Origin of the sequence: Weizmannia acidilactici (assembly GCF_008974185.1) — a bacterium.
GTDB classification, from domain to species: domain Bacteria; phylum Bacillota; class Bacilli; order Bacillales; family Bacillaceae_C; genus Weizmannia; species Weizmannia acidilactici.
The window spans coordinates 1-15323 of the sequence record NZ_BKZP01000048.1; the positions used below are offsets into that span (position 1 = coordinate 1).

Below are 15323 nucleotides of genomic sequence, written 5' to 3' on the forward strand. Positions count from 1 at the left end.
CAAGGATCAATCGCTTTGTTTTTCAGCGACTTTCATATCATATCACCGACCGCCAAGCATGTCAATAACTTTTTTCGAGAAGTTTCATGCCAGTTGCGGCGACAAAATTAATTATACTAAAATAGTATACTCCAGTCAATATATTTTTTAAATAAAATATCAAAAAAAACGTCAAAGAAAGAAACGGCAATCTGTTTCTTTCTTTGACGTTTATCCGACCGTTACGGCAGGATCCATGTTTGAATAACGGCCAGCCCGATAATGCCGGGAACCCCCAGAATGCCGGATACGGATACCGTAGCCAGATTAATGGGAATATGCAGCCCGTAACGGCCCCCAAGCTGATTTAAAAAGAAAAGGAGCACAGCCCCTATGATGGCTTTTATGCACAACTTTCCCGCCCACCGCAGCGGTTTGGTTAAAGCTGTTGAAAACAATAGGAGAAGAATCAGGCTCACAATGGCGATAATGATAACGGTCGAGCTCAAAATTGGTTCACCCCTTTTTTTCTGGCTACAGCCATTTTATGAAGAAGTTGTCCAAAAAAGAACTTGAGCCGGAGCGCGCGGTTAATGAAGGCTGATTTTCCTTTTCTTCACTTCGCGGAAAAGAAAGACATATTTTGCTTCCGTAATTTTTGTCCGGTAGTACAGTTCTTCGTTGAATTCGAAGCTCATGTTTTGGATGGCGTTTTGACGGGCCCACTCATTTTTAACCTCCGTGACCAAATCCAAAAGGAGCGCATCATATTCTTTCCTGAGCTTTTGCTTTTTGCTGAACATCCATATCCACCCCGTACGGTTAAATTTCCCTTCTGCCTTCCAGTGCTTTCGATAAAGTGACCTCATCGGCGTATTCCAAATCGCCGCCCACCGGAAGCCCGTGCGCAATCCGCGTCACTTTAATGCCGGTTGGTTTTAAAAGCCTCGAAATATACATGGCAGTTGCTTCGCCCTCAATATTCGGATTGGTTGCAAGAATAACTTCCTGGACGGTTTCATCTTGCAGCCGTTTCAACAAGTCCGGCACACTGATATCTTCCGGCCCGATGCCATCCATCGGCGAAATCGCCCCGTGTAAAACATGGTACAATCCGTTGTACTCTTTCATTTTTTCCATGGCGATCACATCTTTCGGCTCCTGGACAACGCAAATGATACTTCTGTCACGGTGCGGATCGGAACAAATATAGCACGGGTCCTGGTCCGTAATATGGCCGCAGACGGAACAGTACGTCAAATCCCGTTTCGCGTCGACAAGCGCCTTGGCGAACTCGAGTACGCTGTCTTCTTTCATATCAAGAACAAAAAACGCCAGTCGGGCCGCGGTTTTCGGCCCAATTCCTGGCAGTTTCATAAAACTATCCATTAATTTTGTAATTGGTTCAGGATATTGCATTGTTGACCACACCTTTAAAATCCCGGGATATTTAACCCTTTCGTAAATTTGCCCATTGTCTGCTCTGAAAGTTCGTCTGCTTTTTTAAGCGCGTCATTTGTTGCGGCGAGCACAAGATCCTGCAGCATTTCAATATCGTCAGGATCGACAACTTCTTCCTTAATACGCACTTCAAGCACTTTTTTATGGCCCGAAACGACGACCGTGACCATACCGCCGCCTGCCGTGCCTTCCACTTTTTGCTCGCCAAGCTGCTCCTGCGCCTGCAGCACTTCTTTTTGCATTTTTTGCATCTGTTTCATCATTTTTTGCATATTACCCATATTTCCCATTCCACGCATATTAAACCCTCCATTTAGTCTTTGATTTCAATTAATTCGGAACCCACCAGCTTGATCGCCTCGGACACAACCGGATCATCCGGCATCTTTTCTTCCTCCGTTTCTTCTTTACGGTGGTGGATGTAATTTTCCCTGATCATGTTCCATTCATTTTCGGGAACGCCTGCCGCCTGATACGCAGTGCCCGTCAATTCACTCAACACGGCCGTGATGGCATGTAAAAATTTCTGGTTTTCCATCGCCATTTGGCAGTGGATCTCATACTTAAACTTAATTACAAAAGCATTGGGCGATGCCGCGACCGGTTCCGCTTCATTTAAAAGCGCCGCCTGCGAGCGCATCTGCCTGCTGTTGAGCGTCTCGATCATATCATTCCAGTGGCCTTTGATGAGCTGTAAATCCTGTTTTGTTGCTTCTCTTAATATATCATGAATCCTTCCGACTTGTACCTTAAAACCTTTCGAAGCACGCGGAATTTTTTTCGGCGCCTGCCTGGCCGGCCTTGCTTCCTCATCTTCACGCGGCGACAGCCCGTTTTGCTTTAAAGCCTGTATTTCCTTTTCCAGCTCGTGGACTTTGGCGGCAAGCTTTTGGACAAGATCGTTTTCCGCGGGAGCCGGCTTTTTTTCCTCGCAAAGCTTGATAAAAGCTACTTCCAAATATATCCTAACCATATTTGAAAACCGCATGTCCTGCTGCGTCTTGTTCAGGATATCGATGTAATGGTAAATCTCATCGGTCGAAAGCTCGCGACTGATTTCTTTGATCTCTTCGTCAATATATACTTTTTCAACGGCTTCTTCCATTTGCGGAGCGGTTTTATAAAGAAGCATATCCCGGAAATAAAGGATAAAATCTTCAACGAGCCTTGAAGCATCTTTTCCCTGTTGAAGAAGCGCATCAACGATGTCCAGGCATTTTCCAACATCTTTCTTTTGGATGGCCCGGGCAAGCTGGGTGAAATCATTTTGGGAAATCGAGCCCGTTACCGTTAAAGCATCTTCCACCCTTACTTTCCCATCGCTGAAAGACACCGCCTGGTCAAGCAGGCTCAAAGCATCCCGCATGCCGCCTTCCGCTGCATGGGCAATGATATTCATCGCCTGTTCATCATATTCAATCCCGGTCTGGCCGGCAATGTATATCAGCCGTTTTAAAATGTCCCGGGATGTGATCCTTTTAAAATCAAACCGCTGGCATCGGGAAACAATCGTAAGCGGAATTTTATGGGGTTCGGTTGTTGCCAAAATAAAAATCACATGCTTCGGGGGTTCTTCCAGTGTTTTCAGCAATGCATTGAATGCGCCGATTGACAGCATATGGACTTCGTCAATAATATACACTTTATATTTTACGACGCTCGGCGCATATTTGACTTTGTCGCGGATATCCCGGATGTCATCCACGCCGGTATTGGATGCGGCGTCGATTTCAATCACATCTGGGATGGTGCCGTCCGTAATGCCCCGGCATACCGCGCACTCATTGCACGGTTCCCCGGTTGGTGCATGTTCGCAGTTTACCGCTTTCGCCAAAATTTTGGCGGCACTCGTTTTCCCTGTACCCCTTGGGCCAGAGAAAAGATAAGCATGCGTTGTCTTTTGCTGCAGGAGGGCATTCTGCAACGTTTTCGTCACATGCTCCTGCCCCACAACATCTGCAAACTTCTGCGGCCGCCATACACGGTATAACGCCTGATAAGCCATTTTCAATCCTCCCGGCCTGATTTGCAGTCGTAATCATGCTGCTTCCGATTCACACATTTCTTTTATTATACCTTAGGACAAACCATTTTACATCCATAATCGCACCCTATAGAAAAACCCATCCCGAACCAGGATGGGTTTGATCGCTGTATGAAATTAAACTGCCGCGCACCTTTCCTCGACTAACCCTCATAAGCGTTACTTAAGCAGTTAGCTCAGCCCAGGCTGCCCTGCGGCACATGGAATGGTCCACTTAATGCTGCTTCCTTCCGGACCTGACATGGTTCATGGAGTTCCATTGCGCAGGACCCGGACGTCAACACCACTTACTTAAGGCAGACCCTACAAGCAGCCAGCCTCAGAAAGGGATTCAGTCCCGCTGGAGCGGATTGCGGGTACAGGGCACCGCTACCTCCCCACCTAGCGCGGCAAAATTGATACCATTGTTCAAGCGTTATTGGCTAACGCATAATTTAGTATACCTGTCTTTTAGAAAAAAAGCAATCACTCCTGCCTGTTAATTGGTGGAATTTGTGCCATTCTTTTTGGCCACCGTTTTTTCTTTCTTTTTCTTTTCCCTTAGCGACCGGAAAAATGACCGCAGCAATTCCCCGCATTCTTCTTCGAGCACACCGCTTACCACTTCGCTTTGATGGTTGAAACGGCTATCCTGCAGCAAATTCATCAATGTACCCGCGCAGCCCGCTTTCGGATCTTTAGCTCCGTATACGACCCGCTTGATCCTTGATTGCAAAATGGCGCCGCTGCACATCGGGCACGGTTCAAGCGTCACGTACAGCTTGGCATTTTCGAGACGCCACGACCCTGTCCGCGCGCAAGCTTTTTCAATTGCCAAAAGTTCGGCGTGCGCCGCTGCGTTTTGCGTCGTTTCCCGCAGGTTATGGCCGGATGCGATCACTTCTTCATCAAGGACAATGACCGCCCCGATCGGCACTTCATTCATGGCTTCCGCTTTTTTGGCTTCCGCAATCGCTAAGCGCATATAATATTTATCCCGATTTTCCAAATCTAAAACTCCTCCACATAAAGCATCCGTATTCTTATCGTAACACAGCCCGCCCGGAAAAAAACACTGCCGGGAGCACCCAAACAAAGAATTCCCGCGTGCCAAAAGGACCATTAATTTTAGACAGATAGAGAACATTGATATACCCAAAAGAGGAATTACCATCTGCCGAAGGAACCCGCCCGGAAAAATAACATGTTTACAGCCCCCGCGGCATACATTTAACAATAGTGAATAGCCTAAAAAGCACACATTCAGGGCTATGGTCGCCCTGGATCGGATAGATAAGGGGGGACTGTTTTGCAAATCCATGTTGTCGAAAGAAATGATACAATCATAAATATTGCACAAAGATACAGCGTTCCGGCTTCGGAAATCATTTCGGCCAATGAAATCCCGAATCCGGACCAGCTCGTCATCGGACAGGCAATTGTCATACCGATCGCCGGCAGTTTTTACTGGGTACGGCCAGGGGACAGTTTATGGTCCATTGCGCAAAAGGCCGGAATCTCCTACCAGGAGCTCGCCCGAATCAACGGCATTTCCGTGAATCAGAGGCTTCAGCCCGGCCAGCGCCTGTACTTACCTGCCCAGAGAAAAAGAAGAGCGGAATTTAATGCATATGTGGAACCATTTGGAAATACCGTTTCGGCCCAGCTGGAAACGAGCGCCCGGAAAGCTGCCCCTTATTTAACATACCTGGCCCCGTTTGCTTTCCGAGTGAACCGCGACGGAACATTGGTTGCCCCGCCCCTCGGGAACTTGCGGACGATTGCCGATGCGCAAAATGTGATTTTGATGATGGTGATCTGCAATCAAGAAAGTGGGCAGTTCAGCGATGAATTGGGGCGCATTCTTTTGACAAATGAAACCGTCCAGGAAAAATTTTTAAATGAAATTGTTTCAACAGCAAGACGGCTCGGTTTCCGTGACATCCACTTCGATTTCGAATATTTGCGCCCGGAGGACCGCGAAGCGTACAACCGCTTTTTGCGGAAAGCAAAAGCGCGTTTCAATCAGGAAGGGTGGCTGATGTCCACCGCATTGGCCCCGAAAACAAGCGCCGGACAGGTCGGGCGCTGGTATGAAGCCCATGACTATAAAGCCCACGGCGAGATAGCCGATTTTGTCGTCATTATGACGTATGAATGGGGCTACAGCGGCGGCCCGCCGATGCCGGTATCGCCGATCGGCCCGGTGCGCGATGTATTACGCTATGCGGTGACAGAAATCCCGCCAAATAAAATTTTGATGGGGCAAAATCTTTACGGTTATGATTGGACGCTGCCATTTACTCCCGGGGATACCGCAAGAGCGGTCAGCCCGCAGCAGGCGATCCGGCTGGCGGCAAGATACAATGTGCCAATCCAATATGACACGAGATCTGAGGCTCCCCATTTTGATTATACAGACGAAAACAACAGGCGGCACACAGTTTGGTTCGAAGATGCCCGCTCCATCCAGGCAAAATTTAATTTGGTTAAAGAACTTGGGCTGAGGGGCATCAGCTACTGGAAGCTCGGCCTTGCTTTCCCGCAGAACTGGCTGCTGATCGCCGACAATTTTGATGTCGTAAAACGCCCTTCATAAAGCAGCGGCTCCCGTTGCTTTTTTCTTTTTTGAAGGATCCTTATCCCGTTCAAAAAGCTTTACCAATACCCCAACCCGGAACCGCTAAACCCTCTCTTCCATTCCCGTATATCCAACCGCCGTGCAGTTATGCTAAAATAGCAGCAGTGTGCAAAAAATGGGATAAACATGCAGAAACAATCGCTTCAACGGGAGGGTCGCTATGTATAGAATACCGTTTATTGCCGTGGAGGGTCCGATCGGGATCGGCAAAACTTCATTGGCAAAAGCCATCTCAGAACATTTTTCTTTCCGCCTGCTGAAAGAAATTGTAGATGAAAATCCCTTTTTGGGAAAATTTTACACGAATATAGAGGAATGGAGTTTCCAAACGGAGATGTTTTTCCTCTGCAACCGCTACAAGCAGCTGGGTGACATCAAGAAAAACCATTTGCAGCACGGGTATCCCGTCGTTGCGGATTACCATATTTTTAAAAATTTGATTTTTGCAAAGCGGACGTTAAAGGACAGCGAGTATGAGAAATATTTACAGATTTACCGCATTTTAACGGCTGATATGCCACAGCCAAATATCGTCATTTATCTGCGGGCAAGCCTTGAAACCTTACTGAAACGGATCCAAATAAGAGGCCGTGAGATTGAAAAAAATATGCAGAAAGATTATTTGCGCACGCTCTCCGATGATTATGACCGGTTTATGAGCCGATTTGAGTCCGCCCATCCGGACATCCCGGTGCTGCGCTTTGACGGCGACCAACTCGATTTTGTCCAAAACAAAAGCGATTTGCAATACATTCTTTTTCATTTGGAACAAACCTTACAAAAAGGAGTACATACCAATGGAGCTTCGTGAAAAATACAATATTCCATGCCGGACGGTGATCACGGTTGCGGGAACCGTTGGCGCCGGCAAATCCACCTTGACCCGCGCGCTTGCGGAGGCGCTCAATTTCCGGACTTCGTTTGAAAAAGTGGATACAAATCCGTATTTAGATAAATTTTACAATGATTTTAAAAGGTGGAGTTTCCATCTTCAAGTCTATTTTCTTGCGGAAAGGTTCAAGGAACAGAAACGGATGTTTGAATATGGCGGCGGGTTTGTCCAGGACCGTTCGATCTATGAAGATACAGGGATCTTTGCACAAATGCATTACGAAAAGGGCAATATGTCGGCTGTTGATTATGAAACATACAAAAACTTGTTTGAAGCGATGGTGATGACGCCGTATTTCCCGCATCCAGACCTGATGATCTATTTGGAAGGCGATTTAGAGGACATCTTGGAAAGAATTAAAAAACGCGGGCGCCCGATGGAACAGCAGACCCCTGTTGAATATTGGATTGAAATGCACAAAAGATACGAGCAGTGGATCAATTCATTCAACGCCTGTCCGGTTCTCAGACTGAATATCAACGAGTACGATCTTTTCCAAAATAAAGATGCAATTGAACCGATTGTCGAAAGGATCGGTTATATGCTTCAGCAGGTCGCAACCGTAAAAAATAAGCGGGATTTCATTTCAAATCCGGATTTTGCCTAAAAACGTTGAACCGGCCCTCCGCTTTTTTTACCGATACAAAAAGCCCGTTACCACAGTAACGGGCTTTTGTATCTCCAATTTCTATGCGTGTTTGCTTCTCTAAGTGGCGGAGGAAGAGGGATTCGAACCCCCGCGCGGGTGTGACCCGCCTGTCGGTTTTCAAGACCGATCCCTTCAGCCAGACTTGGGTATTCCTCCGTATTGACAGAAAAGATTATAACCTACCCCCCAAAAACAAGTCAAGAATAGGATAAAAAAATCACCCGGCTTCTTTTCGCCATTCGGAAGCCGGGTATTTCCGCCTTATTTCGGTTTAATCACATCCACGCGCATATACGGACGGAGCACTTCAGGAATCACGACGCTGCCATCTTCCTGCTGGTAATTTTCAAGCACCGCCGCAACTGTGCGCCCGATCGCAAGCCCTGAACCGTTCAGCGTATGGACATGTTCCGGTTTGGCGTTTGGTTCCCTGCGGAAGCGGATATTCGCGCGCCTTGCCTGAAATGCTTCGAAATTGCTGCAAGAAGAAATTTCACGGTACGTATTGGAGCTTGGGAGCCACACTTCAATGTCATATTTTTTCGCTGCCGTAAAACCGAGGTCGGCAGTGCACATGCTCATCACACGGTAAGGCAGACCCAACAGCTGGAGCACTTTTTCGGCATGGCCCGTCAATTTTTCGAGTTCGTCATAGGAGTCTTCCGGTTTCACAAATTTCACAAGCTCCACCTTATTGAATTGGTGCTGCCGGATCAAACCGCGTGTATCACGCCCGGCAGAACCCGCTTCGGAACGGAAACAGGCGCTGAATGCCACATAACTGATCGGCAGATCGTCGCCGTTCAAAATTTCATCGCGGTGGTAGTTTGTCACCGGCACTTCGGCTGTCGGGATCAGGAAGTAGTCTTTGCTTTCCACCAGGAAAGCATCTTCTTCAAATTTCGGCAGCTGCCCCGTCCCTGTCATGCTGGCGCGATTTACCATATACGGCGGCAAAACTTCTTCATAGCCATGTTCCTCCACATGCAGATCAAGCATGAAATTGTAGAGGGCGCGTTCCAGGCGGGCGCCGAGCCCTTTATAAAACACAAAGCGGCTGCCGGTTACTTTTGCGGCCCTTTCAAAGTCAAGAATATCCAAATTTGCCGCAAGATCCCAGTGCGGTTTCGGTTCAAATCCGAACTGGCGCACTTCCCCCCATTTGCGGATTTCGACATTATCGTCTTCGCTGTCGCCGATCGGCACGCTTTCATGCGGAATGTTTGGAATTGAAAGCATCAATGATTCAAGCTCTGCTTCCACTTCTTTTAACTCGGCATCAAGGCTTTTGATTTTATCCCCTACTTCGCGCATTTCTTCGATCAAATGCGTTGCATCTTTCTTTTCGCGCTTCAGCACCGCTACCTGCTGCGAAACTTCATTCCGTTTGTTTTTTAACTTCTCGCTTTCCATGATCAGTTCACGGCGTTTTTTATCCAGCCCCCCGAATTTTTCAAAATCTGCCAAATCCTCGCCGCGGTGCTGCATCCGCTTCTTTACTTCGTCAAAATTCGCACGCAAAAATTTCATGTCCAACATGCTAATCCTTCTCCTTTTATCATAATTCAAATAAAAAACTCCCGCCCTGAAACAGGGACGAGAGTTGACCCGCGTTGCCACCCAATTTGAAAACAAAACCATTTGTTTTCCGCTTTGCATGGATAACGGGTTTTTATTCCCGGGGATGCCTACTCGTCCGGACTTTCAACACCCCGCTCAAGGATGGATTCACAGAAGCTTCCCATCGGTTTCCACCAGCCACCGACTCTCTTTCGGAAAAACGTTCTGCTACTGGTTCCTGTCATAGCTTTTACATTCTTAATTTACACATTAATGTACTACAATTTTATCCGATTTGCAACAGGCTATGCGCGACTTACGCCATGTTCAAAAAATATTCGGTCATGCGCAGATCATCCGTTAATTCCGGATGGAACGAGCATCCAAGCAGGTTCCCCTCCCGGACAGCGACGATCCTTCCGCGGCATTCGGCAAGGATGTCGACGTTGTTTTCAACAGACACGATATGGGGCGCGCGTATAAAAACTGCCGGAAAATCTTCCGCCACACCTTCAACACGGATCGTTTCTTCAAAGCTTTCCCGCTGGCGGCCGAACGAATTGCGCGCAACCGTGATATCCATCGCGCCAATATGGGCATCATTCTGGCCTTCAATGCGTTTAGCAAGCAAAATCAGGCCTGCGCAAGTGCCGAATACCGGGCCTCCGCTTTTGGCAAACTGCTTCAATTCGTCCATAAAACCGTACCGGTCAATTAACCGGCGCATCGTTGTGCTTTCCCCGCCCGGGAGGATCAGGCCATCTATTTCTTCCAGTTGCTCTTTTTTCTTGATGACGATTCCTTCCGCCCCGCAATTTTCCACTGCCCGGATATGTTCCCGGACAGCGCCCTGCAGGCCCAAAACTCCGATTTTCTTCATGCTGATTCTCCTTACCAGCCGCGCTCCTGCATTCTTGCTTCAGCCGGCAATGTTGAAATTTCAAGTCCTTTCATTGCCATGCCAAGATCTTTCGACAATTCGGCAATCAATTTATAATCTTGATAATGGGTCGTCGCTTCGACAATCGCTTTTGCATATTTTTCCGGGTTTTCCGATTTGAAAATGCCGGATCCGACAAACACACCGTCTGCACCAAGCTGCATCATTAAAGCCGCATCTGCCGGTGTCGCCACCCCGCCTGCAGCAAAGTTCACAACCGGCAGCCTGCCTTCTTTTTTGATTTGCAGCAACACTTCATAAGGGGCACCAAGCTGCTTTGCTTCCGTCATCAGCTCATCTTCGCTCATATTCACGACTTTGCGCACCTGTGCATTCACCCTGCGCATATGCCGTACTGCTTCGACAATATTCCCTGTTCCCGGTTCACCTTTTGTCCTTAACATCGAGGCGCCTTCCCCGATCCGGCGGGCAGCTTCGCCCAAATCACGGCAGCCGCACACAAACGGGACAGTAAATTCTTTTTTATTGATATGGAATTCTTCATCAGCCGGCGTCAATACTTCACTTTCATCAATGTAATCAACACCCATCGCCTCAAGCACGCGTGCTTCTACAATATGGCCGATTCTTGCTTTTGCCATCACCGGAATGCTGACCGCTGCCATCACTTCTTCGATGATGCGCGGATCAGCCATACGGGCAACACCGCCTGCTTTGCGGATATCGGACGGAACGCGTTCTAATGCCATTACGGCGACAGCGCCTGCCTCTTCAGCAAGTTTCGCCTGTTCGGCATTGACGACATCCATGATGACTCCGCCCTTCTGCATTTCCGCCATGCCGCGTTTCACTAGATCTGTTCCTGTTTTCATGATTTGTACGCCCCTTTATAAAATTAAAAATTCTTATTTATATGTACAATAATTTAAATAAACACCAAAAAAGCAGGCTTGTCAAGAAGCAAAATTTTTCCGCGCCTTTGTAAAAGAATTTTCATTAGGCTGTGCTGACGAACCATGTTGATTCCGCGAAACTATCCCCATAAAAAAACAGGACAAGAAATCCTTGCCCTGAAATTTTAAAATAAGCTGCCGACCGTGTGTTGCCAAAGGCCGGAGAAGAAACCGCCAATCCCGCGCATCATCCGCACAAACCAGTTGGCTTTTTCGATATCGTTTTTCGTGACCAAAGCAACGTTTGCCGATTTCGGGCCGTACAAGTAACCGAGCTCCTGGCCGCCTGTATATTGAGCGTACAATGTACCGACCTTCATGCCTTTTTTCACCGGCGCCGTGATTTGCTTCGAATCCAGTTTTACAACCTGCTTGTACATCTTATCTTCTCCGTTTTTCACAGCAACGATGAGCGGCGCTTTTGTGGCGACAGCAGCCTGCTTTTCTTTCCCGGCTTTCACGCTGACCGTCTTTTTCACCGTATAGCCTTTCGGGTAAAGTGTTTTCTCTGTAAAGTTGTTATAAGCATAATCCATTAATTTATTCGTTTCATCAAAACGGGCTTTCATCGTGCTTTTTCCGTTTGCATCTTCCGCATGAAGGACGACTGTAATAATCCGCATGCCGTTTTGTTTTGACGTTCCTGTAAAGCAATATCCCGCATAATCCGTGTTGCCGGTTTTCAGGCCGTCAACGCCCTGCCTTCCGTACACCAAAGAAGGGAGCATCCAGTTCCAGTTCTGCATTGCAATTTCATCATTCGTCCCGGCACGGAATTTCATTTTCGCAATGCTGGTTGTTTGTAAAATTTCAGGGTAATCATGGATCAAATGGTATGCAATCTTTGCAACAGATCTAGCTGACACAAGATTTTCTTCCGTACTGCCTGTCCCACCCGGTTGCATGCCGTCTAAATCCCTGTTATTTAAGCCTGTTGTGTTCACAAACTTATAATTCGTCAGGCCGAATGTTTTTGCCTGTTTATTCATCATGTTAAGGTAGTTTTTTTCCGTTCCGCCCAACGTTTCCGCAAGTGCGATGGTTGCGCCGTTTGCCGAATAAATGGCCATTGCCTGGAACAATTCTTTCACGGTATATTTCTCGCCTTTTCTTAACGGCACATTGGAAAGGTCACGCTTTTGGGAAACGTGGTACGCATAATCGCTGATCGTCACTTTTTGATCCCATGAGATTTTCTTTTCATGGATTGCTTTTAAAAGAAGGTATTCCGTCATCATTTTGCTCATGGAAGCAATACCCAATGCCTGGTCAGCATTTTTCTCATACAATATTTGTCCGTTGTCCGCATCGATGAGAATCGCTGCTTTTGCATGAATGTCCAAATTATCCTGCGCATAAGCTTTTTTTGGCAGCTGCAAAACCCCTGCAGCCAAAAGGCACGCCAAAAAAGCGAATGTCATTTTCTGCAACCTTTTTTTCACTTTTAACCCTCCATCATGATATGTATGCACTTTGCATATTTTAACATAGTTCAAGCTGAAAAAGTAGATGAACAAAGTCTATAAAATCACATAAAAAATGGCAGGAGGAATCGCTCCCGCCACAGCCATACGCATTCTTGAGTTTATTAAGATAAAGAATAATTCGGTGCTTCTTTTGTGATTTGCACATCATGCGGATGGCTTTCGCGTAAACCTGCCCCTGTCATACGGATAAACTGGGCTTCTTCCCGCAATGCTGTTAAATCTTTCGCACCGCAGTATCCCATACCGGAACGCAGGCCGCCGATTAATTGATAGATCACATCCTGCAGGCTGCCTTTAAATGGAACACGGCCTTCAATCCCTTCCGGCACAAGTTTTTTCGCATCTTCTTGGAAGTAGCGGTCTCTGGACCCTTTTTCCATTGCACCAATCGACCCCATGCCGCGGTAAACTTTATACTGCCGCCCCTGGTAAATTTCCGTTTCCCCCGGGCTTTCCGACGTCCCGGCAAGCAAGCTTCCGAGCATGACGGCATGGCCGCCTGCAGCCAATGCTTTTACAATATCGCCGGAATATTTGATGCCGCCGTCCGCAATGATCGCCTTTCCGTATTTTCTCGCTTCCGTTGCACAATCGTAGATCGCCGTAATTTGCGGCACACCGACGCCGGCGACAACCCTTGTAGTGCAGATTGAACCCGGTCCGATCCCGACTTTTACAATATCGGCACCGGCATCAATCAGCGCTTTTGTTCCTTCCGCCGTTGCGACATTCCCCGCAATCATATTTAATGAAGGGTATGCTTTCCGGATTTGCGCAACCGTCTCAAGTACATCTTTTGAATGGCCGTGTGCCGTATCGATGACAATCACGTCAACCCCGGCTTCAACAAGCATTTCCACCCGTTTCATCGCATCTTTCGTTACGCCGACCGCCGCACCGGCTAAAAGGCGGCCTTGTTCGTCTTTTGCAGCATTTGGAAATTCGATGACTTTTTCGATATCTTTGATCGTAATGAGCCCTTTCAGCACGCCGTTGCCATCAACAAGCGGAAGCTTTTCAATTTTATAGCGGTGCAAAAGCTGTTCCGCTTCATTCAATGTCGTACCTACGGGGGCCGTCACCAAATTTTCCTTCGTCATGACGTCCGAGATTTGAATGGAATAATCTTCAATGAACCGCATGTCGCGGTTGGTCAAAATCCCGACAAGTTTCTGTTCTTCCCGGTTATTAACAATCGGCACACCGGAAATCCGGTACTTGCTCATTAAATGCTCTGCCGCAAACACCTGCTCATCCGGAGTAAGGAAAAACGGATTGGTGATGACGCCGTTTTCCGATCGTTTTACACGGTCCACCTGTTCCGCCTGCTGTTCAATGCTCATATTTTTATGGATGATGCCGAGTCCGCCCTGCCTTGCCATCGCAATCGCCATTTCTGCTTCCGTAACGGTATCCATGCCGGCGCTGATAATCGGGATGTTCAGTTCCAATGTTCCGGTCAATGCTACACTTGTGTTGACATCTTTTGGCAATACGTCTGATTTCGCAGGTATTAAAAGTACATCATCAAAAGTAAGGCCTTCCTTCACGAACTTCGATTCCCACATGCGAACCCCTCCTGAACTGATAAGAATATTATTAGTAGGTTATCAATTGGACATAATACTGTCAAGATCCTAACGACATATAAAACTATTCAGTTAATTCGGAGGGCGAAATATTGGCTGTGATCAATCACTGGGACGAACTGATACAATTTCAATCGGCTGAATATACACAAGCATATTTAAAGAACCGGTATAAAACTGCGGGGTATGACGATTTTTCCGCCAAAAGCTATGAGAACTGCTACGCTTTTATGTATTACCTGGAACATGGGGAAGCTTACTACCGTCAGGCAATACAGGCACCCGTTTCGATCCAGCCCGTCCTGCTTTTTTACGGCTTTGTCCATTTGCTGAAAGCCTGCCTGCTGTCAGTCGACCCGCTCTATCCCGAAACGACTTCTGTCCTGGCACACGGAGTAACATCGCGGAAAAAAAAGAAACAAAACTACCGGTTTGGTGAAGATGAAGTCAAAATCCAAAAAATGGGGTTATGCGCCCATCTCGCAAATAAAATGTTTCAGCTTGGCCCGTTAGAAGGCAATAAATATTCCATGCAAAGCCTGCTCATGCAAATTCCGGAACTCGACACTGCATTTCCCCATCAAAAGCATTTTATTTTTGTTGAAGAAAAAGGCGGCAAATACCTCCTGCCTTCCAAGGTTCTGGACGGCTTTCATATGACAGCTGAAAGATTTTCCAACTATTTGGCTGAAAAAATGCACGGCAGACTTGAGGGCGTTGGAGCGGATGAAGGGGGCGTTTCATTTTCTTGCGGCGGGTTTCTTCCCCTGCCGTTTCGGTTCCATCTTTTTAAAAAGCAATTTTGCTTTCCGTTTAAAATGCATAAAGAAAACGACCTCCCGGATATACTGGTCCATTACTTGCTTTTGTACAACCTCAGCATGATCTCCCGGTACGAAACGGAATGGTGGGCGGAACTGCTCAAAAGCCGGGAAACATCCGACTTCCCGGCCATCACCCTTTTTTTGCACACCGCAATGGAAAAAGGACCGTTCTTATGCCTGCAGTTTCTTACGGCTAAAAATGAATGAATACATTTTGTGGCATGAGGAGGCGGAGTTTTCATTTGGCGTATGGGGAAAAAAGCTGGTACCCCGTATTTTAACGTATCAGTATTTTTATTGAAAAATGGCCGGATTCCTTTATCCAGGAGAACCGAACGACCCCGGATACTTTAAAATATGCGAG

At 47.2% G+C, this 15323-nt stretch carries 15 protein-coding genes, 1 tRNA gene, 1 other RNA gene and 1 other annotated feature; of the genes, 4 read left to right on the top strand and 13 right to left on the bottom strand.

Translation table 11 applies throughout. From position 1 onward, the window contains the following. Positions 1 to 221 precede the first annotated feature (221 nt). From BpJC4_RS14720 to tadA, 7 genes are all read right to left on the bottom strand, one after another. Positions 222 to 488 (bottom strand): pro-sigmaK processing inhibitor BofA family protein, encoded by a 267-nt coding sequence (locus BpJC4_RS14720; RefSeq protein ID WP_151681944.1) that lies wholly within the window; start codon positions 486 to 488, stop codon positions 222 to 224. 81 nt (positions 489 to 569) lie between these two features. Further along, positions 570 to 782 carry a YaaL family protein gene (locus BpJC4_RS14725; protein WP_151681945.1) on the bottom strand — a complete coding sequence of 71 codons (213 nt, stop codon included), beginning with the start codon at positions 780 to 782 and terminating at the stop codon, positions 570 to 572. Positions 783 to 801: 19 nt separating this feature from the next. Next, positions 802 to 1398 (bottom strand): recombination mediator RecR, encoded by a 597-nt coding sequence (gene recR, locus BpJC4_RS14730; RefSeq protein WP_151698128.1) that lies wholly within the window; start codon positions 1396 to 1398, stop codon positions 802 to 804. A gap of 14 nt (positions 1399 to 1412) precedes the next feature. Beyond that, complete coding sequence (locus BpJC4_RS14735; protein ID WP_371862197.1) at positions 1413 to 1730, bottom strand: YbaB/EbfC family nucleoid-associated protein; 318 nt, start codon at positions 1728 to 1730, stop codon at positions 1413 to 1415. 23 nt (positions 1731 to 1753) lie between these two features. Next, positions 1754 to 3445, bottom strand: coding sequence for a DNA polymerase III subunit gamma/tau (gene dnaX, locus BpJC4_RS14740; RefSeq protein ID WP_151681948.1), 1692 nt, complete (start codon positions 3443 to 3445; stop codon positions 1754 to 1756). 164 nt (positions 3446 to 3609) lie between these two features. Next, an RNA gene (gene ffs / locus BpJC4_RS14745) (signal recognition particle sRNA large type) lies at positions 3610 to 3874 on the bottom strand. Between the two features lie 88 nt (positions 3875 to 3962). Beyond that, entirely contained in the window at positions 3963 to 4472 is a 510-nt protein-coding gene (gene tadA / locus BpJC4_RS14750; protein ID WP_151681949.1) for a tRNA adenosine(34) deaminase TadA, read from the bottom strand. A gap of 300 nt (positions 4473 to 4772) precedes the next feature. On the opposite strand from tadA, the gene BpJC4_RS14755 reads away from it, so the two are divergent. The 3 genes from BpJC4_RS14755 (at position 4773) to BpJC4_RS14765 (ending at position 7603) form a co-directional block, all read left to right on the top strand. Beyond that, complete coding sequence (locus tag BpJC4_RS14755; RefSeq protein WP_151681950.1) at positions 4773 to 6062, top strand: glycoside hydrolase family 18 protein; 1290 nt, start codon at positions 4773 to 4775, stop codon at positions 6060 to 6062. A 202-nt stretch (positions 6063 to 6264) separates the two neighbouring features. Next, the gene (locus BpJC4_RS14760) at positions 6265 to 6915 is read left to right on the top strand and encodes a deoxynucleoside kinase (RefSeq protein ID WP_151681951.1); all 651 of its coding nucleotides are present in this window, start codon (positions 6265 to 6267) and stop codon (positions 6913 to 6915) included. After that, positions 6902 to 7603 carry a deoxynucleoside kinase gene (locus tag BpJC4_RS14765; protein WP_151681952.1) on the top strand — a complete coding sequence of 234 codons (702 nt, stop codon included), beginning with the start codon at positions 6902 to 6904 and terminating at the stop codon, positions 7601 to 7603. Before BpJC4_RS14760 ends, BpJC4_RS14765 begins: the two co-directional genes overlap by 14 nt. A gap of 104 nt (positions 7604 to 7707) precedes the next feature. On the opposite strand, the gene BpJC4_RS14770 is transcribed toward BpJC4_RS14765, so the two are convergent. The 6 genes from BpJC4_RS14770 to guaB all read right to left on the bottom strand — a co-directional run bounded on the left by BpJC4_RS14770 (position 7708) and on the right by guaB (position 14114). Beyond that, positions 7708 to 7801, bottom strand: a tRNA-Ser gene (locus tag BpJC4_RS14770). Positions 7802 to 7906: 105 nt separating this feature from the next. After that, positions 7907 to 9184 (bottom strand): serine--tRNA ligase, encoded by a 1278-nt coding sequence (gene serS / locus BpJC4_RS14775; protein WP_151681943.1) that lies wholly within the window; start codon positions 9182 to 9184, stop codon positions 7907 to 7909. Between the two features lie 50 nt (positions 9185 to 9234). Then, positions 9235 to 9459: a binding site (T-box leader), on the bottom strand. Between the two features lie 62 nt (positions 9460 to 9521). After that, positions 9522 to 10085 (bottom strand): pyridoxal 5'-phosphate synthase glutaminase subunit PdxT, encoded by a 564-nt coding sequence (pdxT, locus tag BpJC4_RS14780; protein ID WP_151681942.1) that lies wholly within the window; start codon positions 10083 to 10085, stop codon positions 9522 to 9524. Between the two features lie 11 nt (positions 10086 to 10096). Then, the gene (gene pdxS, locus BpJC4_RS14785; protein ID WP_172968375.1) at positions 10097 to 10981 is read right to left on the bottom strand and encodes a pyridoxal 5'-phosphate synthase lyase subunit PdxS; all 885 of its coding nucleotides are present in this window, start codon (positions 10979 to 10981) and stop codon (positions 10097 to 10099) included. A gap of 203 nt (positions 10982 to 11184) precedes the next feature. Further along, positions 11185 to 12501: a serine hydrolase gene (locus BpJC4_RS14790; protein WP_151698130.1), complete on the bottom strand. Its 1317-nt coding sequence runs from the start codon at positions 12499 to 12501 to the stop codon at positions 11185 to 11187. Between the two features lie 146 nt (positions 12502 to 12647). Beyond that, positions 12648 to 14114, bottom strand: coding sequence for an IMP dehydrogenase (guaB, locus tag BpJC4_RS14795; protein ID WP_151681939.1), 1467 nt, complete (start codon positions 14112 to 14114; stop codon positions 12648 to 12650). A gap of 119 nt (positions 14115 to 14233) precedes the next feature. On the opposite strand from guaB, the gene BpJC4_RS14800 reads away from it, so the two are divergent. After that, entirely contained in the window at positions 14234 to 15166 is a 933-nt protein-coding gene (locus BpJC4_RS14800) for a YaaC family protein (RefSeq protein ID WP_253724333.1), read from the top strand. The last annotated feature ends 157 nt before the right edge of the window (positions 15167 to 15323 follow it).

Excerpts from the sequence above, each read along its gene's own strand:
- BpJC4_RS14725 (WP_151681945.1), bottom strand. The coding sequence starts at position 782 with ATGTTCAGCAAAAAGCAAAAGCTCAGGAAAGAATATGATGCGCTCCTT.
- recR (WP_151698128.1), bottom strand. The coding sequence starts at position 1,398 with ATGCAATATCCTGAACCAATTACAAAATTAATGGATAGTTTTATGAAA.
- BpJC4_RS14735 (WP_371862197.1), bottom strand. The coding sequence starts at position 1,730 with ATGGGAAATATGGGTAATATGCAAAAAATGATGAAACAGATGCAAAAA.
- dnaX (WP_151681948.1), bottom strand. The coding sequence starts at position 3,445 with ATGGCTTATCAGGCGTTATACCGTGTATGGCGGCCGCAGAAGTTTGCA.
- BpJC4_RS14760 (WP_151681951.1), top strand. The coding sequence starts at position 6,265 with ATGTATAGAATACCGTTTATTGCCGTGGAGGGTCCGATCGGGATCGGC.
- BpJC4_RS14765 (WP_151681952.1), top strand. The coding sequence starts at position 6,902 with ATGGAGCTTCGTGAAAAATACAATATTCCATGCCGGACGGTGATCACG.
- serS (WP_151681943.1), bottom strand. The coding sequence starts at position 9,184 with ATGTTGGACATGAAATTTTTGCGTGCGAATTTTGACGAAGTAAAGAAG.
- pdxT (WP_151681942.1), bottom strand. The coding sequence starts at position 10,085 with ATGAAGAAAATCGGAGTTTTGGGCCTGCAGGGCGCTGTCCGGGAACAT.
- guaB (WP_151681939.1), bottom strand. The coding sequence starts at position 14,114 with ATGTGGGAATCGAAGTTCGTGAAGGAAGGCCTTACTTTTGATGATGTA.